A 21,343-nucleotide genomic window follows, 5' to 3' on the forward strand; every position below is an offset into this window, starting at 1 on the left:
GTACGCCATAATTCAGGCGAAAACCGCCGAGTACGCAGATTATCTGCGTACTCGGCGGTTTGTTCTCAGGCCAGTTGGTCGAGGGCGTGGCGGGCCAGGGAGGCCATGCGGGGGTTGTCGTCCGACGACATGGCGAGCGCGCTCCCCATCGTGACGGCCCAGCCCCGGGCGCGGAGCCAGGTCGCGCGATCGGGCGCGACGGGGAGCGCCGCCCGGAACCGCTCGCGGGCGTCCCCGTCGAAGGTGAGCCACGCGGTCGCCAGGTCGGTCGCCGGATCGCCCGAGGTGACGTCGCCGAAGTCGATGACCGCAGCCAGCCCGCCTGTCTCGGTGAGCAGCAGGTTCCCCGGGTGGAGGTCGCCGTGCAGCAGCAGCGGAGGGCCGTCCCACGCCGGCGCCGCGAGCGCCTCCCGCCAGGCCTGCTCCAGCGCCGCGACCTCCATCCGCCCGGACAGGGAGCGGAGCCGGGTCGCCACGACCTCCCGCCGTGACGCGAGCGGGACCCCGCGCACGGGGTTGTGCGGCGCGTCGGGCGCCGGCACGGCGAGCTCCCCGACGAACTCCGCCAGCGCCTCGGCGATCCCCGCCCGCTCGCCCGCGCCGACCGACGCGCCGTCGACGCCGTCGATCCACTCGACGATGCTCCACGGCCAGGGGAACAGGTCGGACGGCGCCCCGACCCGGACCGGAGCGGGGACCCTCGCGCTCACGCGGGCGGCGATCCCCGGCAGCAGCTGCTGCTCGTGCTCGATCAGGTGCGCGGCGACCTCCCGCCGCGGGATGCGCACGGCGTACGCGTCGCCCAGCCGGTAGAGCTGGTTGTCCCAGCCGTCCGACACCAGCCGGAGCGGGCCGGCGAGATCCGGGTGCTGCGCCGCGACCAGCGCGGCGACGAGGTCGGCGTCGGTGGGGATGTCGGCGGGCGGGGTCAGCGGCACCGGACGAACCTAGCAGACGGTCATCCGTCGAGTCTGCCGAGCGGCGGAGGCGGCGTCCAGAGGCCCCACGACGCGCCATCCGTCCCGTCGGAACGCGGGGCCGCGCAGATTCGCTGCGTCCGGCCGGTCGGATGCGCAGCGAACACGCGTACCGCCGCGAAAACGTGCTGAAGTCGTGTGTCAGCATTGGTGCGGAGGCCTCATGACTACCGACCCCGCCCGTATGCACAGCGTCACCGGCGACACCACCGAGCTCGTCGACCTCGTCCTCGACTACTCGCGCCGCCGCATCCTCGCGACCGACACCCCGCTCGACAAGCCGCTCCCCGAGTCGGAGCTGCGCCGGCTGGCCGGGCGCACCGTCTCCGAGAACGGGATGGGCGCCGAGCGCGCGCTCGCCGTCTTCGAGCACGTGCTCGCCCCCGCGTGCATCACGACCGACCACCCGCGATACCTCTCCTTCATCCCGACGGCTCCGACGAAGGCGGCCACCGCGTTCGACCTCGTCGTCTCCGCGAGCGCCGTCTACGGCGGGTCGTGGCTGGAGGGCTCCGGCGCCGTCTACGCCGAGAACCAGGTGCTGGCCTGGCTGGCCTCCGAGTTCGGGCTCCCGGCGACCGCCGGCGGCGTGTTCGTGCAGGGCGGGACGCTCGGCAACCTCTCCGCCCTCGTGGCCGCCCGCGACCACGCGCGCAGCGAGCGCGGCAACCCGGCCGGGCGCTGGATCATCGTCTGCAGCGCGGAGGCGCACTCCTCCGTCGCCTCGGCGGCACGGGTGATGGACGTGGACGTCGTCACCGTCTCCCCCGGGGAGTCCGGCGTGCTGAGCGGCGACGCCGTCCGCCCGGCGCTCGCCGAGCACGGCGGCGCCGTCTTCGCGGTCGTCGCGACCGCGGGCTCCACCAACTTCGGCATCGTCGACGACATCGCCTCCATCGCCGCGTTGAAGGACGAGTTCGACTTCTGGCTGCACGTGGACGGGGCCTACGGCCTCGCCGGGATGCTGTCGCCGCTCGCCCGGCCGCGGTTCGCCGGCGTCGAGCGCGCCGACTCGCTCATCGTCGACCCGCACAAGTGGCTGTTCGCGCCGTTCGACGCGTGCGCGCTGCTCTACCGCGACCCGGAGCAGGGGCGGCGCGCGCACACCCAGCACGCCGAGTACCTCGACACGCTCACCGAGGCCACCGAGTGGAGCCCGTCCGACTACGCCGCACACCTCACCCGGCGCGCCCGCGGCCTGCCGTTCTGGTTCTCGCTCGCCTCCCACGGCGCGGCCGCCTACCGGGACGCCGTCACGGCGTCCCTGTTGCTGGCCCGGCGGATCGCCGACGAGATCGACCGGCGGGACGGCTTCCACCTGGTGCGGCAGCCGCAGCTCTCGGTCGTGGTGTTCGAGCGCGAGGGCTGGACCAAGGAGGACTACGCGCTGTGGTCCGCCCGGCTCCTGGACGAGCAGCGCGCCTTCGTCACGCCGAGCTCGCACGCCGGCCGGACCAACACGCGCTTCGCCATCCTGAATCCGCTCACGACCTTCGAGGACCTCGTCGAGATCCTCGATTCGATGGAGGACTGACCGGAGGCCGGACGCGACGAGGCCCCCGCCGTGTGGCGGGGGCCTCGTCCTTTCCGGGGGGTTCCGACTCCGAGCTCTCCGACTCAGACGATGTCGTCGTCGACGCCGCGGCGGGTGACGCGGTCACCCGTCACCGGGTCGACGGCGGTGCGCGTCGTCGCGATCGTGCGGCGGCGACGCGTCAGCAGGATGATCCCGATGATGATGCCGACCACGCCGGCGACCATCAGGATGTAGCCGACGAGGTGGAGATTGATCCAGTCGACCTGGATGTTGAGGGCGAACGCGAGGATCGCACCGATCACGAACAGGACGATTCCGGTGCCCAGACTCATGGGGGCCTCCCTTATACGCGTCGGCTGCCGGTCAGCAGCCGCACGAGCCAGACGATCACTGCCAGGACCAGCAGGATGATGCCCACCCAGAGCAGGAAGTTCAGGGACGACACGAATCCGCCGGTGAGCAGAAGAACGATCGCGATGATGGCGATGATGATGAGCAGGATGTTCATGGAGGGGTTGTCCTTTCCTTGACCCGACCCACGCAACAACTGCTTCGGTTATCGAACAATCCCCTTGACGTCAGGGCCTTTCCGGCCTATTCGCGTGTCGTTCCGCGCCGATGCCGTCCACGGTCTCGCGCATCCGCGTGAGGAACCGGGTGACGGTCCTGGCGTCCTCCTCGCTCAACTCGGCCGCCTTGGCCGCGATCTGCTCCTGCGCGATGACCAGCGGGCCGGTGTCGCCGAGGGCCGCGCGGGTCGGCACGAGGTCCACCGACCTGCGGTCGGCGTCGTTCGTCCGGCGCTCGATGAAGCCGCCGCGGACCAGCCGGTCGATCAGCGCGGTGGTGGAGGCGCTCGACACTCCGACGTACGCGCTGACGTCCTTCGCCGACGTCCGGCGCCCCTCCGCGGCATTGTCGAGGATGAGGCGCAGAGCGAGGAAGTCGTTCTCGCCGATGCCCATGGCCGCTCCGGTGCGCCGTCGCATCGCGGTCTCGGCAGCTCGGTAGACCTGCAGCGCCTCGAGCACGCCCGTGTCGGGCGGGGGTGTCTCGGAGCGTTCAGTCACTCTTGACACTCAGCCCCCGCCTGGTGAGGAACGCAACGGGAGGGGCGCGGATTTTCGGCGGATTCACGGCATGGCGGAGTGCGCGTATGCTCGGGCGGTGCACCCCGACACCGTCCTGCTCGACCGCTACGAGCTCCGCGCCCGGCTCGGACGTGGAGGCATGGGCACGGTGTATCGCGCCTTCGACCGGCAGCTGGAGCGCTTCGTCGCGGTGAAGGTGTTCGCGGCCGGGGAGGCGCAGGAGGACGCCCGCCGGCGCGCGGAGGCGACCGCGCTGGCGCGGGTCTCGCATCCGAATCTCGTCACGCTGCTCGACGCGCACCTGTCGACCGAAGGCGACGACGGCCCGAGCTTCCTCGTCCTGGAGCTGGTGGACGGCGAGGACCTCCGCTCCCGGCTCGACCGCGGCCCGGTGGCCCCGGAGGAGGCCGCGGCGATCGCCGGCGGCATCGCCGAAGCGCTGGTGGTCGTGCACGGCGCCGGGATGGTGCACCGCGACCTCAAGCCCGCGAACATCCTGCTGGCCGACCCCGGCGTGCCCGGCGCGATGCCGCACGCGAAGCTGGCGGACTTCGGCATCGCGCACCTGATCGGCGCCGAGCGGCTGACCACGGCGGGAACGATCATCGGCACCGCGGGCTACCTCAGCCCGGAGCAGGCGAACGTCGCCGAGCCGGGGCCGCCCGCGGACATCTACGCGCTCGGCCTCGTCGCGCTGGAGTCCCTCACCGGCGTGACCGAGTATCCCGGCACCCCGCTGGAGGCCGTGACGGCGAGGCTCGCCCGCGACCCGCGCATCCCGCGGTCGCTTTCCGAGGACTGGCGCGGGCTGCTCGGCGCGATGACGGCGCGCGACCCCGCTCTGAGGCCGACCGCGCTGGAGGTCGCCGTCATGGCCAGGGAGCTGGCTCCCCAGCTCGCCGGCTGGACGCTTCCCGCGGTGGACGTCCCCGGGTGGGTCGCCCCGACGGCCGCCCTGCCGGTGAGCGAGTTGGGGGCGGGCGCCCTGGGGGCGGGCGCGCTGAGGGCGGGCGCGCTGGGCGACGCTCCGACCGCGGGAACGGACTCCGGGCCCGCCGCGGGGCGGACCGACGCGAAGCGGCGCCGGGTCCTCGCCGGCGCGGTCGCGGCAGGGGCCGCAGCACTCGTCGGGCTGGCGCTGGCCCTGGGCGGTGTGCTCGCCCCGGCCTTCACTGAACCGACCCCGTCACCGACGGGCGCAGTCGGCACGCCCCGGCCGACTCCGAGCGTCGTGGTCCCGGCGCAGACGGTCGCACCCGCCGTGACGACGACGGTGGCGCCGGCCGCACCGGCCCCGGCCGCACCGGCACCGGCCGCACCGGTCCCGCAGAAGCCGGTCCCTCAGAAGCCGGCCCCGCAGAAGCCGGCTCCGAATCCGGGGAACGGTCCCGGCCACGGCCACGGCAAGGGCAAAGGCGGCGGCTGAGCCCGCCGTCGGCGGTCAGGAGACGCCGACCGCCGCCGCGGAGCGGCGCCCGAGCCCGCGGTAGTCCCAGCCCGCGCGGATCCACGCCTCCGGGTCCAGCGCGTTGCGCGCGTCGATGACGCGGCGCTCCGCGGTCAGGCCCGCGACCGCCACCGGATCGAGCGTCACGAACTCGGTCCACTCGGTGAGCAGAATCACGAGTTCGGCGCCGGCCAGCGCCTCGGCCGCCGTGTCGACGGTCCGGAGCCCGGGGTCGCGCAGGCGGGCGTTGGCCGCCGCGTGCGGGTCGGCCGCCACCACGACGGCCCCGGCCGCGCGGAGAGCGCTCGCGATCTCCAGCGCGGGCGAGTCCCTGACGTCGTCCGAGTCGGGCTTGAAGGCGAGGCCCAGCACCGCGATGCGGTGTCCGGCGGGCTCGTCGCCGAGCAGCTCCGCGGCCAGCCGCACGACGCGGTCGCGGCGGCGCAGGTTGATCGTGTCGACCTCGTCCAGGAACCGAACGGAGTCGCCGCGGCCCAGTTCCCGGGCGCGGGCGCTGAACGCGCGGATGTCCTTGGGCAGGCAGCCGCCGCCGAACCCGACACCGGCGTTGAGGAAGCGTCGGCCGATCCGGGCGTCGTGGCCGATCGCGTCCGCCAGCTGCGTCACATCGGCGCCGGTGACCTCCGCGATCTCCGCCATCGCGTTGATGAACGAGATCTTCGTGGCCAGGAACGCGTTCGCCGCGACCTTCACCAGCTCCGCCGTCGCCCAGTCGGTCACGATCAGCGGCGTGCCTTCGTGCAGCGGCCGGGCGTACACGCGCTCGAGCGCCGCGGCCGCCGGAGAGTCCGCCGAGCCGTCCGCGACGCCGAAGACGAGGCGGTCCGGAGTCAGCGAGTCGGCGACCGCATGGCCTTCGCGGAGGAACTCCGGGTTCCACGCCAGGGTCAGGTCCGGGCCGTCCGCGGGGATCGAGGCGGCGAGACGTTCCACCGTGCCGACCGGGACCGTCGACTTGCCGACCACGATGTCCCCGTCGGCGCCGTGCGCCAGCACCTGGGCGAACGCGGCGTCCACGAACGAGAGGTCAGCGCCGTCGCCGTCGCCCCGCTGCGGGGTGCCCACGGCGATGAAGTGCAGCTCGGCGGAGGCCAGCGCGGCGGGGTCGGTGGTGAAGCGCAGCCGGCCGCTGCCCAGGCCGGAGTGCAGCAGGTCCTGGAGGCCGGGCTCGAAGAAGGGCGCTTCGCCCCGGGAGAGCCGCTCGATCTTCCCCGCGTCGACATCGATCCCGACGACGTCGTGCCCGAGGTCGGCCATCGCGGCCGCGTGGACCGCTCCGAGGTACCCGCAGCCCACTACCGAAAGTCTCACGCTCTCACTCCTCGCGCCCCGGTGCGGGCGCCGCTCATGTCAGGGGACGACGCCCGCACCTCTCGCCGCCGGAGGGGATAGGCAGCGGACACATCGCAGCGAATCCCGAAAAGTGACGCTGCGATGTGTCACATTTTGTGCTTCATGGCGTCGAGACCGCAAGTCTCTGGGGCGGATTTCACCCGCCCCGCCCTCCCGGATCACCCCGGGCGACGGGGTGACGGCGCCCGTCGCGAACCCTGAGGCATCTCTCAGGTGAGCATCGTGGACGTGGCGTATGATCTCTGCAATGTTACCTGCAAGCGTTCGGGTGATTGGCCGTGTGAAGACGCGGAGAGGCGCCCGCGACTCTCCGAGAAAGTCTTCCACTGAGTGGATATTCGAGACCGGGCGCCTGCGATCATCGCAGCGCTCCCGGGTGCAGACAACCGCGCGTGGGTGCAGGCGATCCGGTTGACGGGGGCAGGACTACGAGGGGGAACGGAATGGGTGATGCACGGGTGATGTCACGACGAGGGCGCGTCATACTCCGGCGCGTGAACGGGTCACACGCAGTGACAACGAGCGTAAGGAGCCCGGCATGACGACGATAGAACTGCGTGACGCGCCGACCACGGCGTTCGACGACGGGGGAGCCCAGCGGGGCCTGCCCCGGCTCTCCCGGTACACGATCGAGCGGACCGCGCTGAGCGAGCGCCTCGATCGCGGCCTGCGGGAGCAGGCGACCGTCGTGCGCGCCCCGGCCGGCTACGGCAAGACCTCCCTCGTCCGCAAGTGGCTCGAACGCCCGGGCGGATCCCGCTGGGCGGCCGCGGCCTGGATCGACCTCGACGTCGTCACCGGCGAGACCAGAGGGTTCTGGGACGCGTGCCGCACCGTGCTCGACCCGCAGGAGGCGTCGGCGGGCTGGGACACCGACCCCGAGGCGGCCGCGCAGGACGCCATCGGCCGGCGGGGCGGGACCGTCGTCCTGGTGCTCGACGGCTACAGCCGGCGCTGGGACGGTCTGATGACCTCCCGGCTCGTGCACCTGCTGCGGCGCACGCCGAACCTGCACCTCGTCGTCCTCACCCGGGCGCTCACCGCGTTCGAGGCGCCGGCGCTCGCCGCGATCCTCGACCTCGTGGTCGTGCAGAACGACGACCTCGCCTTCGACCGCGACGAGCTCGACGAGGTCGCGCGCGCCATCGGGCTCGACGTCGAGCACCGCATCCTCGACCACGTGTGGCGCCAGAGCCGCGGCTGGCCGCTGGCGGCCCGCGCGATGGTCCGTCTGTTCGACGACCCGCGGTCCGCGCTCGCGGAGCCGGTCGCGGCGCGGGCGCTCGACGAGATCATGGACACCGTCGTGACCGAGCTGCTGGCCCAGGCCCCCGACGGGGACGAGGGCCGCCTCGGGCTGCAGCGCGCGTCGGTCGCGCCTTACCTCGACCCGCACATCGTGGAGCGGATCGGGGCGGACGCGGCCGCCGACGGCGTCCTCGCGGTCGCGGAGTCGGCCGGTCTCGGCGTCTGGACCTACGCCCGCGGCCAGGGCAGGCTGGTCTACGAGCTCCTCGACGCGGTCCGCACGGTCCTGAGGGCCGAGCTCGACGCGGCGTCGCCGGGCGAGGGAGACCGGCTCGCGGCCGAGCTCCTCGACGTCCTGGAGGCGAACGGCGACTCCATCGCCGCACTCCGCCAGGCCCTGCGGACCAACGACCTCGCCGCGGCCGAGACGATCGTCGCCCGCAACTGGACGTCGGCGTTCAGCGACGACGCCGCGGAGTACCTCCAGGAGCTCGGCGCCATCGAGCTCGGCGCGCTGCGCTCGTCGGTCATCCTGCTCACGGTGACCGGTCTCCTGCGCGAGAACGCCGGAGCCGAGCCCGCGGCGGCGCTCGAGCTCTACCACGCCGCCGCCGAGCCGCAGGCGCTCCGCGGCAGGCGGCTCGACCCGGTCCGGCAGTACTGGACGGATCTGGCCAGCATGGTCGCGCTGCGCAAGGTGGGGCGGCTCGCGCACGCCGACGACTTCCTGAGCGCCCTGTCGACGCCGGATCCCTCGGTGCCGGTCCCGCCGCTGGCGTGGCTGGAGATGGGGTTGACGCAGCTGCGGCTCGGCCGGGAGCAGGAGTCGATCACCTCCTTCGAGCGCTGCGCGATCGGCGTCTCCGACGACCCCGACCTGTACCTCTTCGCCTCCGGCGCCGCGGCGCTGGCCTACGCGCTGCACGGCGAGCTGGACCGCGCCAAGACGGTGGCCGACCGGCTGCGCTCGTTCGTGAGCGATGACAGGAAGAGGCTCCCGCGCGCGCTCGCGCCCCTCGCGATCGCGCGGCGCCTGATCGAGACCGAACGCGCGCCGTTCGCGGCGTCGGAGGCCGAAGGCGAGGCCCGCGCCGGCCGGGAGCCCCGGGACGAGACGCACATCGGGGAGCTGCACAGCTACAGGGCCTACGCGTCCGCGCTGCGCGCCCTCGCCACGGGCGAGCTGGAGGAGGCGCAGCGGATCATCGACGCGGAGCTGCTCAGCAAGGGGTCGCACACGCCGAGCAACAGCGAGAGCGCGCGCTTCGTCGCGCTCAGCGCCGACCTGCTTATGTCCCAGGGCAACCTCGTCGCCGCCCAGAAGCTCATCAAGGTGTTCCCGGACGGGACGAACGCGCTGCGCCCGGTCTCGGCGCGCCTGCTGCTGATGTTCCGCGAGTACCGGAGCGCTCAGCTGCTGGCGGAGGCGGTCCTGGCGGAGGGCGCCGGGCCGCGGACGCGGGTGGAGATGCTCCTCGTCCAGGCGGAGGCGCTGCAGCGGCTGAAGAGCGCCAGGGCGACGGCGATCCGGCTGAACGCGCGGCAGCTCGCGGAGGCGAACGCCCTGCTCACGCCCTTCGTCCTCACGATCGAGGGCCAGGTCGCCCCGCTGCTGCCGGCCTCCGCCGCGGAGGCGGACGGCGTCGAGGCTCAGCGCCGGCGGATCAAGCCGCTCTTCTCGGAGGCGGCGATGGCGGCACAGCTCACGCAGCGGGAGCGGATCGTGCTCGACCGGCTCCAGTCGACCGCGAGCCTCGAGTACATCGCCCGCTCGCTGGTCGTCTCCATCAACACGGTGAAGACGCAGACCAGGAGCATCTACCGCAAGCTGGGGGCCAACTCCCGCGAGGAGGCGGTGCGGATCGCGTACGACCTCGGGCTGCTGCGGCCGCGGCTGCCGATCGGGAAGAACCGCTACGAGGGCGACGACCGGATCGCCTGATCCGGCCGCCCCGGCTCAGCGGGGCGGTCGCGCGGGGGCTGCGCTGACGATCTGGATCAGCGCGGCCCGCAGCGCCGCCGGGTCGTCGACCGTGGGGAAGACCTCGTCCTCCAGGCCGCGCACCGCCTCGAACGCGGCGTGACCGCGTTCGGTGATCGACACGATGTGGCGCCGGCGGTCGGCGGGGTCGGGCGTCCGGATGACGAGCCCTTCGCGCTCCAGCCGGTCGACCGTGCGCGACATGGTCTGCGCCTCCACCTGCGCCGCCCGGGCGAGGTCGCTCTGCGAGTCGAAGCCGAGCTCGAGGAAGTGCAGCACGATGAGGCCGGCGTGGGTGAGGCCGCGGGCCTCCAGCGCCTCGTACCAGGCCCGCTCGACGGCGCGGGAGGCGGCGCCGAGCAGGCGGCCGAGCGGCCAGTGCTCCGGCTCGTGCGCGCTCTCCGGTCCGGGCTCCGGCTCGCGCTCCGCGGCGCCGAGGCGGCCGGGCGCTCCGGCGGGGCCCTGCGTCACCTCGTGCGCCATCGGCTGCGCCTCAGTCGGTGCCGGCGTCGAACGCGGCGCCCTCGGAGGACGCGTCGATCTCGCGCGACAGCGCGTCGTCGGTCGCGCTCACGTCGAGCTCCAGGATCGAGCGGGCGCTGCCCTCCTCCAGCTCGCCGACGAGCTCGCCGGTCGGGCCGCCGATCAGTCCGGCCGCCGCGTACTGCTCGAGCCGAGAGCGCGAGTCGGCGATGTCGAGGTTGCGCATGGTGAGCTGGCCGATGCGGTCGGACGGACCGAAGGCGGCGTTGCCGACGCGCTCCATCGAGAGCTTGTCGGGGTGGTAGCTGAGCGCCGGACCGGTCGTGTCCAGGATCGTGTAGTCGTCGCCGCGGCGCAGGCGCAGGGTCACCTCGCCGGTGATCGCGGAGCCGACCCAGCGCTGCAGCGACTCCCGCAGCATCAGCGACTGCGGGTCGAGCCAGCGGCCCTCGTACATGAGTCGGCCGAGGCGGCGGCCCTCGTTGTGGTAGTTGGCGACGGTGTCCTCGTTGTGGATCGCGTTGAGCAGCCGCTCGTACGCGATGTGGAGGAGCGCCATGCCCGGCGCCTCGTAGATCCCCCGGCTCTTGGCCTCGATGATGCGGTTCTCGATCTGGTCGGACGCGCCGAGACCGTGGCGGCCTCCGATCGCGTTGGCCTCCAGCACGAGCGCCACCGGGTCGGAGAACTCCACGCCGTTCAGCGCGACCGGGCGGCCGGCCTCGAACCCGACGGTGACGGTCTCGGGAGTGACCTCGACGTCCTCGCGCCAGGCGGCGACGCCCATGATCGGGTCCACGATGTCCAGCCCGGCGTCGAGCTCCTCGAGCCGCTTGGCCTCGTGGGTGGCGCCCCAGATGTTGGCGTCGGTCGAGTACGCCTTCTCGCTCGGGTCGCGGTACGGGAACCCGCGCGCGACGAGCCACTCGCTCATCTCGGTGCGGCCGCCCAGCTCCTCCACGAACGCGGTGTCCAGCCACGGCTTGTAGATGCGCAGCCGGGGGTTGGCGATGAGGCCGTAGCGGTAGAACCGCTCGATGTCGTTGCCTTTGTAGGTGGAGCCGTCACCCCAGATCTCGACGCCGTCGTCCATCATGGCGCGCACGAGCATGACGCCCGTGACGGCGCGGCCCAGCGGCGTGGTGTTGAAGTAGGTCTTGCCGCCCGAGCGGATGTGGAAGGCGCCGCACTGCAGCGCGATCAGCCCCTCCTCGACCAGCGCGCGCTTGGCATCGACCAGGCGTGCGACCTCCGCGCCGTACTCCTTGGCGCGGCCGGGCACCTCGTCGATGTTCGGCTCGTCGTACTGGCCGATGTCCGCGGTGTAGGTGCAGGGGACTGCGCCCTTCTCGCGCATCCACGCGACCGCGCAGGAGGTGTCGAGACCCCCCGAGAACGCGATGCCGACTCGCTCACCGACGGGAAGACTGCTCAAGACTTTGGACACGGCTTCCAGCTTAGTGCGGGCGGTGGGGGTGCGTCCTGCGGGGTGGTCGCACGGGCTGCACGAAAGGGAATGGTTAGATTTGCGCTCTAGAAATGTGAGATGCTAATGTGGATCTCGCCGCCTCGTTTCGCGAGCCGGCACCTGGAGGGGACCAGGGGAAACAAGGGGGACAGCAGCGTCACGGCGGCCCCGCCGCGCGAAACCGCCGTGGCGCTGCTCATCGCGTCGCCCGGCCCTAACCCCTCCCGTCCGCCAGGGGCGCCGGGCAGTCGCCGCCCGGTCGGGTCAGCAGCTCGAAGTGCCAGCGTTCGTTCGCGTAGGTCTGGCACAGGCCCCACTCGGAGCCGAACCGGCTGAGGAAGTCCATCGCGTCCGCCGTCCCGATGTCGACCGCCGCGCCCGCGACGTGGGCCGAGTCGGCGCCGCGCTTCACCCAGCGGGACGCCTCCTCCTCGCTCCCGTACGTTCGCACGGCCTGCGCGAACAGGTACTCCTGGTAGCGCTCGGAGCGCCAGCCGTCCACGATCGTCACCTCCGCGCCGTGTTCGGCCGCCGCCGCGGCCGCCGACCGGAGCGCGTCCAGCAGCGCGGGCTCCAGCCGCCGCACCGCCGGGAGGTCGCTGTCGAGCGTGAGCGACGAGCCGTCCGGGATGTAGCCGTCGTCGTCGGTGAGCTGCGCGGCGTCCGACACCGGCGGCGCGACCGCGGCGGCGCTGCACCCGGTGAGGGCGACGAGGGCGGAGAGGGCCAGGGCGAGATGCAGGAGCGGCCGGTGGGAGGGCATTGCCCCACGCTCTCAAGCGGTGCCCGGGCCGGGCGTCCTCCGCGGGAGGTATCCGGGTCCGCCGCGGGGCGGACCCGGCGGGGCGGGTGGGCGTGCCCGGACGCCGAGGCGGCATCCGCCGGATGCGCGGCGCCTAGCCGAGTCCGGGGGTGCGCGACGGCTCGGTCCCTCGCCAGCCCGTCGAACCGGCCCGCGCGGGTGCCGCACCCGGACTCCCCGGAGGCGGCACCCGCGCGCCGCGGACCCCTAACCCAGCCGCGGCGTGCGCGGCGGCTCTGTCCTCCGCCGGCCGGTCGCCTCGAACGCCGCGGCCAGCGTCAGCAGCGCCGCGTCGTCGTAGGCGCGGCCCGCGAAGGTCAGGCCGACGGGCATGCCGGTGTCGGTCATGGTCCCCATCGGGACCGTCACGGTCGGGATGCCGAGGTGGCGGGGCACCAGGTTGCCGTTCGCCACCCAGACGCCGTTGCGCCAGCCGAGGTCTGCGGAGGCCGGGTTCACGTCCATGTCGGCCGGGGCCACGTCCGCGACCGCGGGGAAGACGACGGCATCGACGCCGAGGCCGGCCATCCACTCCTCGAGGTCCACGCGGCGGGTCTCCTCGAGGCCGCGCAGGCCGTTGGCCAGCTCCGGGATGCCCTCGAGCGTCGTTCCCGGGTGCTCGCGCACCCAGGCCGGGTACTCGGCGATGTCGTCGTCGAAGCCGGTGTACCGGTCCGGCAGCGCGCCTTCCGGCTGGGGGAAGATCCGCGCGCCGTCGACGTCGGCGAGCGTGTTCAGCGCCGGGTCGCCGTTGGCGGCGAGGAAGTCGTCCCAGCTCCACGCGGAGAGGTCGATGATCTCCCGGCGCAGGTACGCGGGCGAGACCAGGCCGCGGGTGGCGATGGTCGGGGCGCCCGGGCGGTCGCCCTCGTAGTTCGACACGACGGGGAAGTCGGTCTCGACCACCTCGGCGCCGGCGGCCTCCAGGTCGCGGCGGGCGGCCTCCCACAGCGCGATCACCGAGTCGCGGGTGCGGATGCGCTGCCCGGTCGGGCCGCCGATGCCGACGTGCTCGCCGGTGCCGGCCTCCTCGTCCTTGTTGATGTACATGCGCGGGACGGCGATGCGGCGGCCGGCGAGGCTCGCGCCCTCGGCCAGCGCCGGGTATGACGCGGGCCGCAGTTCCGAAGCGGGCGGGATCGGCACCCACGGCTGCGCGCGCCAGAAGTCGCCGCGGGTCTCGGTGTCGTCGGCGACGATGACGTCCAGGACCTCCAGGAGGTCGGCCATCGTGCGGGTGTGCGGGACCACGACGTCCATCGTCGGCACCAGCGGCCAGTTGCCGCGCACGGAGATGACGCCGCGCGACGGGGTGTAGGCGCAGAGCGCGTTGTTGGAGGCCGGGGCCCGGCCGGACGACCAGGTCTCCTCCCCGAGACCGAACGCGGCGAAGCTCGCGGCCGTCGCGGTGCCGGAGCCGTTGGACGACCCGGAGCCGAACGCGGCCGTGAGGTAGTCGCCGTTGTAGGGGCTCTCGGCGCGGCCGTAGACGCCGCGCTGCATGCCGCCGTTCGCCATCGGCGGCATGTTGGTGAGGCCGAGCAGGATCGCCCCGCCGGCGCGCAGCCGCTCGATGGTGAAGGCGTCGCGCTGGGCGACGAGGTGCTCGAACGCCGGGGAGCCGGCCGCCGCGGTGAGCCCGCGGGCCAGGTAACTGTCCTTGGCCGTGTACGGGATGCCGTCCAGCGGGCCGTGCGTCTCGCCGCGGGCGCGGCGCTCGTCGGCGGCGCGGGCCTCGGCGCGGGCGTCGGGGTTGCGCACGATCACGGCGTTGAGCCGCGGGCCGGCGGCGTCGTACGCGTCGATGCGGGCGAGGTAGGCGTCGACCAGTTCGGCGCTGGTGGTCTCGCCGGACTCCAGGGCCCGGCGGAGGTCGGCGATGCCGGCCTCCACGACGTCGAAGGCGGTCATGCGCGGGCTCCTTCGGTGCTGCGGTCGGCTCCGGAACTCCGGAGGGTGCGGGCGCGGCCCGTCATCGCTGCACCGCCGGCTGCTGCTGCGTGATGCAGTGGATGCCGCCGCCGCGGGCGAAGATCGGGCGCGAGTCGACCATGCTCACCCGGCGGCCCGGGTACGCGGCCGCCAGGATCTCGGTGGCCTCGGCGTCCGCGGCCTCCTCGCCGAAGCCGCACGCGATCACGCCGTCGTTGACGACGAGGTGGTTCACGTAGCTCCAGTCGACGAAGCCCTCCTCGTCGCGGAGGGTCGTCGGCGCGGGGAGGTCGATGATGTCCCAAGCGCGGCCGGCGGCGTCGGTCGTCCCGGAGAGGAAGGCGCGCAGCTCGCGGGACACCGCGAAGTCGGGGTGCTCGGGGTTGCGCTGGGTGTGCAGCAGCAGGCGGCCGGGGGAGGGGATGGTGGCGACGATGTCGACGTGGCCGTTGGTGCCGAAGTCGTCGTAGTCGCGGGTGAGGCCGCGCGGCAGCCAGACGGCGTGGGTGGCGCCGATCGTGCGGGCGAGCTCGGCCTCCACGCGGGCCTTGTCGGCGTACTTGTTGCGGCGCGGGTCGAGCTGGACGGTCTCGGTGAGCAGCACGGTGCCGTCGCCGTCGACGTGGATGCCGCCGCCCTCGTTCACGAGGACCGAGCTGACCAGCTCGGCGCCGGTGCGGTCGGCGACGAAGCGGGCGATCTCCGCGGACTTGCGCCACTCGGACCAGGCCGGGTCGCCCCAGCCGTTGAAGGTCCAGTCGACGGCGCCGAGCACGCCGGGGCGCTCGTCGTCGACCACGAAGGTCGGGCCGAAGTCGCGCATCCAGAACTCGTCGAGCGGCGCCTCGATCTGCTCGACGTGCGAGCCGAGCATGCGGGCGGCGCGCTCGCGCTCGGACGGGTCGACCACCATCGTGACCGGCTCGAACTCGGCGACCGCGTGGGCGACGGCGGTCCAGGCGGCGTAGGCCTCCTCGGCGGACGCGGCGTCGTCGCCGAGGGTGATGCCGGCGCGCGGGAAAGCCATCCAGGTGCGCTCGTGCGGTGCGGTCTCGGCGGGCATGCGCCAGGTCATCGTGAACCTCCGGGCTCTATTGATCGGATGATCAATAGATACCTATACTGGACCCACGATGTCAAGAGCAGCCCGCAGACCGCCCGCCGAGCGCCGCGCCGAACTGGCCGCCGCCGCCCGCGCGCTCGCCCTCGACGAGGGCCTGGCCGCCGTGACGCTGCGCGCCGTCGCCGCCCGCGCGGCGGTCGCGCCCGCGCTGGTCGCGCACTACCACGAGTCGATGGACGCACTGGTCGCCGAGACCTTCACGAGCATCGTCGCCGCGGAGATCGCGGAGCTGCGCGGCCTGCTCGCCGCGGCCCCGTCCCCGGCCGCCGGGCTCGCGACGCTGCTGCGCACGCTCCTCGACGGCAGCCGCGACGACGTCACCGTCGTGTGGGTGGAGGCCTGGGCGCTCGGCCGCCGAAACCCGGTGCTGGGCGCGGCGGTCCGCGACCAGATGGACGCCTGGAGCGACGTGTTCGAGGGCGTGATCGCTGAGGGAGTCGCGGCCGGATCGTTCCGGGTGGAGGACCCGCGCGCGGTCGCCTGGCAGCTCCTCGGGATGCTCGACGGCCTCAACGCTCAGGCGCTGGTCCGCTGGGGCGGCGCCGCCGACCGCGGGTCGCTGCTCGGGCATGCGGTCGAGGGGATGCTGGGGGTGGAGCGCGGGGTGCTGGTGGGGTAGGAGACCTACTGCACCCACGCCACCAGTTCCGCCAGGAACTCCTCCGGCTTCTCGATGTGCGGCGAGTGCCCGCAGTCCTCGAACACCACCTCCCGCGTCACCCCGCCCTGCGCCTGGTAGCTCTCCAGCACCGCGCGGATCTGCTTGAGCATCGGCTGCGGGGGTGCGACCTCCTCGCCGGGCCAGCCGGGGATGACGCCGGCGGCGCCGAGCTGGTTGAGGTCGAAGAAGGACGCGTCGTTGACGATCGCGTCGAGCGCGCCGTGGATCCAGAGGATCGGCGGCTTGACCGGGAGGTCGATGATGTCGGTCGTGTCGAAGTAGGTCGGCGCCATCGTGTTGAGGACGCCGTGCGGGCCGGGCGCGAAGCCCGGCCACTCGTCGGTCGCCGTCGCGTCGCCGGGGTAGTTGTCCACGCCGGTCGCGGTCGTGAGCATCGACTGCACCCAGAGGTCCTCGTACTCGGTCGTGAAGCCCGGCGCCACGTAGGCCGAGCGGTAGACGGCGCGCGGCGAGGTCGGCGAGTCCTCGCCGGTGTCGTGGGCGGCGAGCCGCTCCACGAAGTCCGGGTTCGCTCCGCCGCCGCCGGTTCCCGAGGCGTCGGAGTTGAGGAGGCTGCCGTCGAGCGCCGTTCCGCCGAAACCGTACGGGGAGACCGTGGATACCAGCGTCAGGCTGCGCACCAGGTCGGGACGGTCGAGCAGCAGCTGCATCACCACACCGCCGCCCATGCTCCAGCCGACCAGGTGCACCGGCCCGCTGTCGAGCGCGTCGAGCACGGCCGCGACGTCCTCCGAGAAGTCGCCGACCCCGCGGGTCGCGTCGACGGGCAGCGTCTCGCTCTCCCCGAAGCCGCGGAGGTCGATCGCGAGGGCGCGCGTGCCCTCGGGGAGCGACAGCATCAGCGGCTGCCAGAACAGCGACGACGACACGTTGCCGTGCACGAACACGATGGTCCGGGTGGCGTCGGCGGCGACGGTCGGGTCGGTCGTGCGCGCCAGCACGTTGGCCGTGTAGCGGGGCGTCGTGACGCTGCGGGCGACGATGCCGGGGAGCAGGGTTGCGGTCACTTACGTCTCCTTCGGGTCGGAGGTGCCGGGATCGGAGGTGTGCGGGTGGGAGTGGTAGTGCGGGTGGGCGGGATACGCGCCGGGCAGGTGCGGAGTGAGCTGACGGACCCCGGCCTCCGTCATCACGATCGTGTAGTGGTTCACGTCCTCGGCCTCGAACGCCTCGAACCAGGGCAGCCGGGTGCGCCACTCGGCGGGCTCCTCCGGCGGGTAGAGCGGGTCCGTGTTCAGGAGGCCGCGCGGCGCGCGCACGAACGCGATCGGCAGCGTCAGCCCGGCGAGGGCCTCTTCGTAGCCGTCGGCGCCGCCGACCTCGATCGCGTTGGCCGACATGGCCTCCTCCGACACGCTCGACCGCAGCTCGGGCGGCGCGCCGACCAGGTCGTACAGCGCGTAGGCCTCGACAGCGTCGTTCCACCAGGGCCCGAGCGCGGGATGCCGGCGCCAGAACGCCAGGTACTCCTCCTCGCTCGCGAAGGTCATCCGCAGCCGGTCGCGCGCGGGGCCGAGGTCGGCCGTGCCGTAGACCGGGAGACCGCCGTCGATCAGCACCAACCGCTCCACCCGGTCGGGGTGGCGTTCGGCCAGCCAGACCGCCACGAACGCACCCATCGAATGCCCGGCGACGATGGCGCGCTCGACGCCGAGCCCGTCGAGCATCCGGGCGATGTCATCGGCGTGCTGGGTCAGCCCGTACGGCCCGGGGAGGCCGTTGCTGCGGCCGCGCCCGCGCAGGTCCGGCGCGATCAGCCGAACGCCCGGCAGTGCCGCGGCGACCATGCTCCACGAGACGTGGTTGGCGGTGATCCCGTGGATGCCGACCAGCGGCGTCCCGCCGGCGTCCGCGTGCCACTGTCCGCCGGCGAGCTCGCCGCCGGCGACCGGGACGCGGAACGGCTCCGCCGGCGTGAAGCCCGTCACTTCGCGCTCCAGCCGCCGTCGATCGTGTAGCTCGCGCCGGTGACCATCCGTGATCCGCTGCCCGCGAGCCAGAGCGCGAGGCCGGCGACCTCCTCCGGCTCGACCAGGCTCTTGATCGCGGGCTCGGTGAGCATGATCCTCTCGACCACCTCGTCCTCCGGGATACCGTGCAGCCGGGCCTGGTCCGCGATCTGCTTCTCGACCAGCGGCGTGCGGACGTAGCTGGGCTCGATGCAGTTGGAGGTGACGCCGTGCGCGGCGCCCTCCAGCGCGGTCACCTTCGAGAGGCCCTCGAGGCCGTGCTTCGCCGCGACGTAGGCGGACTTGAACTCGGAGGCGCGCAGGCCGTGGACGCTGGAGATGTTGATGATCCGCCCGAAGCCACGTTCGTACATGCCGGGGAGGGCGGCGCGGATGAGGAGGAACGGCGCCTCCAGCATGATCCGCAGCAGGAGTGCGAAGCTCTCCGGCTCGAACTCCGGGATCGGCCGCACGTGCTGCAGACCGGCGTTGTTGACGAGGATGTCGGTGTCGAGGCGGAGGTCGCCGAGCGCGGCGGTGTCCGAGAGGTCGACCTCCCACGCGTCGCCGCCCAGCCGGTCGGCCGCGGCACGTGCCGCGTCGCCGTTGAGGTCGGCGATCGTGACCCGCGCGCCGGCGGCGGCGAAGGCCTCGGCGCACGCCAGACCGATGCCGCTCGCACCGCCGGTGATGAGGGACCTGCGCCCCGAGAGGTCCGCCATAGCCGCTTTCCTTCCCGGGCGCGTCCGCCCACACCGGCACCCTACCCGCGGGCCGCGGCCCGGCGGAAGAAGGGGCTGTCGGGAACGGAGGAGATCGAGGGCGACACGCCGCCGAAACGCAGCGAACGGAGGAGATCGCGGCCGGGGGAGGGCGGATCTCCTCCGTTCGCGGAGGGGAGGGGGAAGCGGGTAGGGGTCAGGCGGTGGGGGCGGGAGCGGAGGCGGCGACCGTGGTGCGGACCAGGCGCGCGTCGGCCGGGGTGACCGCGTGCTTCGGGCCGGTCAGCGCGATGCGCGTCTCCGTCTCGCGCTCGGCGCAGGACGGGCCCACCCAGAGCTCGACGTCGCCGGGCTCCACGATGCGGACGCCGTCGAGGCCGGTGAAGGCCAGCCGGGTGGACGGCACCTGGAAGGCGACCACGGCCTCCTCGCCCGGCTCCAGCGAGACGCGGGCGTAGCCGAGCAGCTGGGCGACCGGGCGCGTGACGCTCGCGAACACGTCGCGGGCGTAGAGCTGCACCAGGTCGGAGCCCGCGCGCTCGCCGCTGTTGCGGACGGTGACCCGCACCTCGAACTCGCCGCCGGCGGCCACGGCCGCGTCGGCCTCCAGCCCGGTGCGCTCGAAGGTCGTGTAGCTGAGGCCGTGACCGAACGGCAGGACCGGGGTGCTGTCGGCGCTCGTCACGTCGGACGGGCCGCCGAGCAGCGGGTGCAGGTACGAGAACGGCTGAGCGCCGGCCGACCGCGGCAGCGACACCGGGAGGTGGCCGCTGGGCGAGACCCGGCCGGACAGCACGGCGGCGATGGCTCGGCCGCCCTCCTCGCCGGGGAAGAACGCCTGCAGCACGGCCGCGGGCGCGTCCGGTCCGGTGATGGCCCAGTCGATCGCGTACGGGCGGCCGGACAGCACGATGACGACGGTCGGCGTCCCGGTGCGGACGACGGCCTCCACCAGCTCGCGCTGCACGCCGGGGAGCTCCAGGCTCTCCACGTCGTTGCCCTCGCCGACCGTGCCGCGGCCGAACAGGCCCGCGCGGTCGCCGACGACGACCACGGCCACGTCGGCGTCGGCCGCCGCGCTGACCGCGGTGACGATGCCGGAGCGGTCGTCGCCCTCCACGTCGCAGCCGCGGGCGTGCACGAGTTCCGCCGCGGGGAACTCCTCGCGCAGCGCCTCCAGCACCGAGGGGAGCTCGAAGCCGAGCGGGACCTCCGGGTGGTGGGCGAGCACGTGGTTGGCGAACGAGTAGCAGCCCATCAGCGCCTCGGCGGCGTCGGAGTTCGGGCCGACGACCGCGATGCGGGCGGCGGCGCGGTCGCCCTCGAGCGGGAGGGCGCCGTCGTTGGTGAGCAGCACCAGCGACTCCTCGGCCAGGCGCAGCGCGAGCGCGCGGTGCGCGGGGGAGTCCAGGTCGACGGACGTCGGCGGCTCCTCGAAGGTCTCGTCCAGCAGGCCGAGCTCCTCCTTCTGCGCGAGCAGGCGCAGCACGGCGCGGTCGACCAGCGCCTCGTCGGCGAGCCCGGCGCGAATGCGCTCGGCCAGCGGGGCGAGGAACGCGTCGCCGGTCGGCAGCTCGACGTCGATGCCGGCCGCCAGGGCCAGCGCGGCCGCCTCGCCGCGGTCGGCCGCGACGCGGTGCATGGTGTGCAGGAACGCCACCGCGAAGTAGTCGGCGACGACGGTGCCGTCGAAGCCCCACTCGTCCCGGAGCACGCCGGTGAGGTAGGCCGGGTTCGCGGCGACGGGCACGCCGTCGATCTCCGCGTACGAGTTCATCACCGAGCGGACGCCGCCGTCGCGGACCGCCATCTCGAACGGGGGCAGCAGCGTGTCCCGCACCTCGCGCGTCCCGGCGTGCACCGGAGCGTGGTTGCGCCCGGCCTGCGACGCCGAGTAGCCGACGAAGTGCTTGAGCGTGGCGTGCACGCCCGACGACTGCAGGCCGCGCACGTACGCGGTGGCGATCGTCCCGACCACGTACGGGTCCTCCGCGATGCACTCGTCCACCCGGCCCCAGCGCGGGTCGCGGATCACGTCGAGCACGGGGGCGAGGCCCTGGTGGATGCCGAGCTCGCGCATCGAGGCGCCGATCACCGCACCCAGTTCCTCCACCAGCTCCGGGTCGAACGCGGCGCCCCAGGCGAGCGGGGTCGGGAAGGTCGCGGCCTTCCACGCCGCCAGCCCGGTCAGGCACTCCTCGTGCACGAGCGCGGGGATGCCGAGCCGGGTCTGCTCGCGCAGCCGGCGCTGCTCCGACCACAGCCAGGAGGCGCGCTCCACGGGGTCGACGGGGCGCGTGCCGTACACGCGGGTGAGGTGGCCGATGCCGTTCGCGGTGGCGTCCTCGTAGCTCTGGCCGGTGGTCATCTCCCCGTCGAGCGGTGCGACGTTGTCGTCGCCCTTGTCGACCCAGTAGCCGACGATCTGCGCGAGCTTCTCGTCGAGAGTCATCCGGGCGTGCAGGTCGCGCACGCGCTCGGAGACGGTGGGGAGGTTGTCAGTCGTAGTCATGCTTCTTTCCTGCAT

The 21,343-nt window shown here is 73.4% G+C and carries 18 protein-coding genes; 4 read left to right on the forward strand and 14 right to left on the reverse strand.

All coding sequences use genetic code 11. The features are described 5' to 3' along the window. Positions 1-65 precede the first annotated feature (65 nt). The gene (locus tag HNR13_RS03895; protein ID WP_179604537.1) at positions 66-938 is read right to left on the reverse strand and encodes a phosphotransferase; all 873 of its coding nucleotides are present in this window, start codon (positions 936-938) and stop codon (positions 66-68) included. 202 nt (positions 939-1,140) lie between these two features. On the opposite strand from HNR13_RS03895, the gene HNR13_RS03900 reads away from it, so the two are divergent. Continuing rightward, positions 1,141-2,511 (forward strand): pyridoxal phosphate-dependent decarboxylase family protein, encoded by a 1,371-nt coding sequence (locus HNR13_RS03900; protein ID WP_179604538.1) that lies wholly within the window; start codon positions 1,141-1,143, stop codon positions 2,509-2,511. Positions 2,512-2,594: 83 nt separating this feature from the next. Here HNR13_RS03900 and HNR13_RS03905 read toward each other — a convergent pair whose 3' ends face one another. The 3 genes from HNR13_RS03905 to HNR13_RS03915 form a co-directional block, all read right to left on the reverse strand. After that, entirely contained in the window at positions 2,595-2,846 is a 252-nt protein-coding gene (locus HNR13_RS03905; protein WP_179604539.1) for a DUF6458 family protein, read from the reverse strand. An 11-nt stretch (positions 2,847-2,857) separates the two neighbouring features. Next, positions 2,858-3,022 carry a hypothetical protein gene (locus HNR13_RS03910; RefSeq protein WP_179604540.1) on the reverse strand — a complete coding sequence of 55 codons (165 nt, stop codon included), beginning with the start codon at positions 3,020-3,022 and terminating at the stop codon, positions 2,858-2,860. A gap of 70 nt (positions 3,023-3,092) precedes the next feature. Continuing rightward, positions 3,093-3,584 (reverse strand): MarR family winged helix-turn-helix transcriptional regulator, encoded by a 492-nt coding sequence (locus tag HNR13_RS03915; RefSeq protein ID WP_343063451.1) that lies wholly within the window; start codon positions 3,582-3,584, stop codon positions 3,093-3,095. Between the two features lie 97 nt (positions 3,585-3,681). On the opposite strand from HNR13_RS03915, the gene HNR13_RS03920 reads away from it, so the two are divergent. Beyond that, a complete protein-coding gene (locus tag HNR13_RS03920) occupies positions 3,682-5,031 on the forward strand; it encodes a serine/threonine-protein kinase (protein ID WP_343063452.1) in 1,350 nt (449 codons plus the stop codon). 15 nt (positions 5,032-5,046) lie between these two features. Here HNR13_RS03920 and HNR13_RS03925 read toward each other — a convergent pair whose 3' ends face one another. After that, complete coding sequence (locus tag HNR13_RS03925) at positions 5,047-6,384, reverse strand: nucleotide sugar dehydrogenase (protein ID WP_179604542.1); 1,338 nt, start codon at positions 6,382-6,384, stop codon at positions 5,047-5,049. A 580-nt stretch (positions 6,385-6,964) separates the two neighbouring features. Here HNR13_RS03925 and HNR13_RS03930 point away from each other — a divergent pair. Next, positions 6,965-9,616 carry a LuxR C-terminal-related transcriptional regulator gene (locus HNR13_RS03930; RefSeq protein ID WP_179604543.1) on the forward strand — a complete coding sequence of 884 codons (2,652 nt, stop codon included), beginning with the start codon at positions 6,965-6,967 and terminating at the stop codon, positions 9,614-9,616. Positions 9,617-9,631: 15 nt separating this feature from the next. Here HNR13_RS03930 and HNR13_RS03935 read toward each other — a convergent pair whose 3' ends face one another. The 5 genes from HNR13_RS03935 to HNR13_RS03955 all read right to left on the reverse strand — a co-directional run bounded on the left by HNR13_RS03935 (position 9,632) and on the right by HNR13_RS03955 (position 15,415). Next, a complete protein-coding gene (locus tag HNR13_RS03935; RefSeq protein WP_179604544.1) occupies positions 9,632-10,138 on the reverse strand; it encodes a MarR family winged helix-turn-helix transcriptional regulator in 507 nt (168 codons plus the stop codon). Positions 10,139-10,148: 10 nt separating this feature from the next. Beyond that, positions 10,149-11,585 carry an argininosuccinate synthase gene (gene argG, locus HNR13_RS03940; protein ID WP_179604545.1) on the reverse strand — a complete coding sequence of 479 codons (1,437 nt, stop codon included), beginning with the start codon at positions 11,583-11,585 and terminating at the stop codon, positions 10,149-10,151. 235 nt (positions 11,586-11,820) lie between these two features. Then, positions 11,821-12,369 carry a D-alanyl-D-alanine carboxypeptidase family protein gene (locus HNR13_RS03945; RefSeq protein WP_179604546.1) on the reverse strand — a complete coding sequence of 183 codons (549 nt, stop codon included), beginning with the start codon at positions 12,367-12,369 and terminating at the stop codon, positions 11,821-11,823. Positions 12,370-12,615: 246 nt separating this feature from the next. Continuing rightward, positions 12,616-14,319: an amidase gene (locus HNR13_RS03950; protein WP_179604547.1), complete on the reverse strand. Its 1,704-nt coding sequence runs from the start codon at positions 14,317-14,319 to the stop codon at positions 12,616-12,618. 61 nt (positions 14,320-14,380) lie between these two features. Beyond that, positions 14,381-15,415, reverse strand: a complete 1,035-nt coding sequence (locus HNR13_RS03955; RefSeq protein ID WP_179604548.1) for an agmatine deiminase family protein — start codon at positions 15,413-15,415, stop codon at positions 14,381-14,383. Positions 15,416-15,473: 58 nt separating this feature from the next. Here HNR13_RS03955 and HNR13_RS03960 point away from each other — a divergent pair, with 58 nt between their 5' ends. Further along, positions 15,474-16,082, forward strand: coding sequence for a TetR family transcriptional regulator C-terminal domain-containing protein (locus tag HNR13_RS03960; RefSeq protein ID WP_179604549.1), 609 nt, complete (start codon positions 15,474-15,476; stop codon positions 16,080-16,082). 5 nt (positions 16,083-16,087) lie between these two features. On the opposite strand, the gene HNR13_RS03965 is transcribed toward HNR13_RS03960, so the two are convergent. The 4 genes from HNR13_RS03965 to HNR13_RS03980 form a co-directional block, all read right to left on the reverse strand. Further along, on the reverse strand, positions 16,088-17,152 hold the full coding sequence (locus HNR13_RS03965) for an alpha/beta fold hydrolase (RefSeq protein ID WP_179604550.1): 1,065 nt from the start codon (positions 17,150-17,152) through the stop codon (positions 16,088-16,090). Further along, a complete protein-coding gene (locus tag HNR13_RS03970; RefSeq protein ID WP_343063453.1) occupies positions 17,153-18,073 on the reverse strand; it encodes an alpha/beta fold hydrolase in 921 nt (306 codons plus the stop codon). After that, positions 18,070-18,816 (reverse strand): 3-hydroxybutyrate dehydrogenase, encoded by a 747-nt coding sequence (locus tag HNR13_RS03975; RefSeq protein WP_179604551.1) that lies wholly within the window; start codon positions 18,814-18,816, stop codon positions 18,070-18,072. Before HNR13_RS03975 ends, HNR13_RS03970 begins: the two co-directional genes overlap by 4 nt. Positions 18,817-19,012: 196 nt before the next feature. Further along, positions 19,013-21,328 (reverse strand): beta-xylosidase/alpha-l-arabinosidase, encoded by a 2,316-nt coding sequence (locus tag HNR13_RS03980; RefSeq protein ID WP_246312712.1) that lies wholly within the window; start codon positions 21,326-21,328, stop codon positions 19,013-19,015. Positions 21,329-21,343: the final 15 nt, after the last annotated feature.

Source organism: Leifsonia shinshuensis, from assembly GCF_013410375.1.
GTDB classification, from domain to species: Bacteria; Actinomycetota; Actinomycetes; order Actinomycetales; family Microbacteriaceae; genus Leifsonia; species Leifsonia shinshuensis.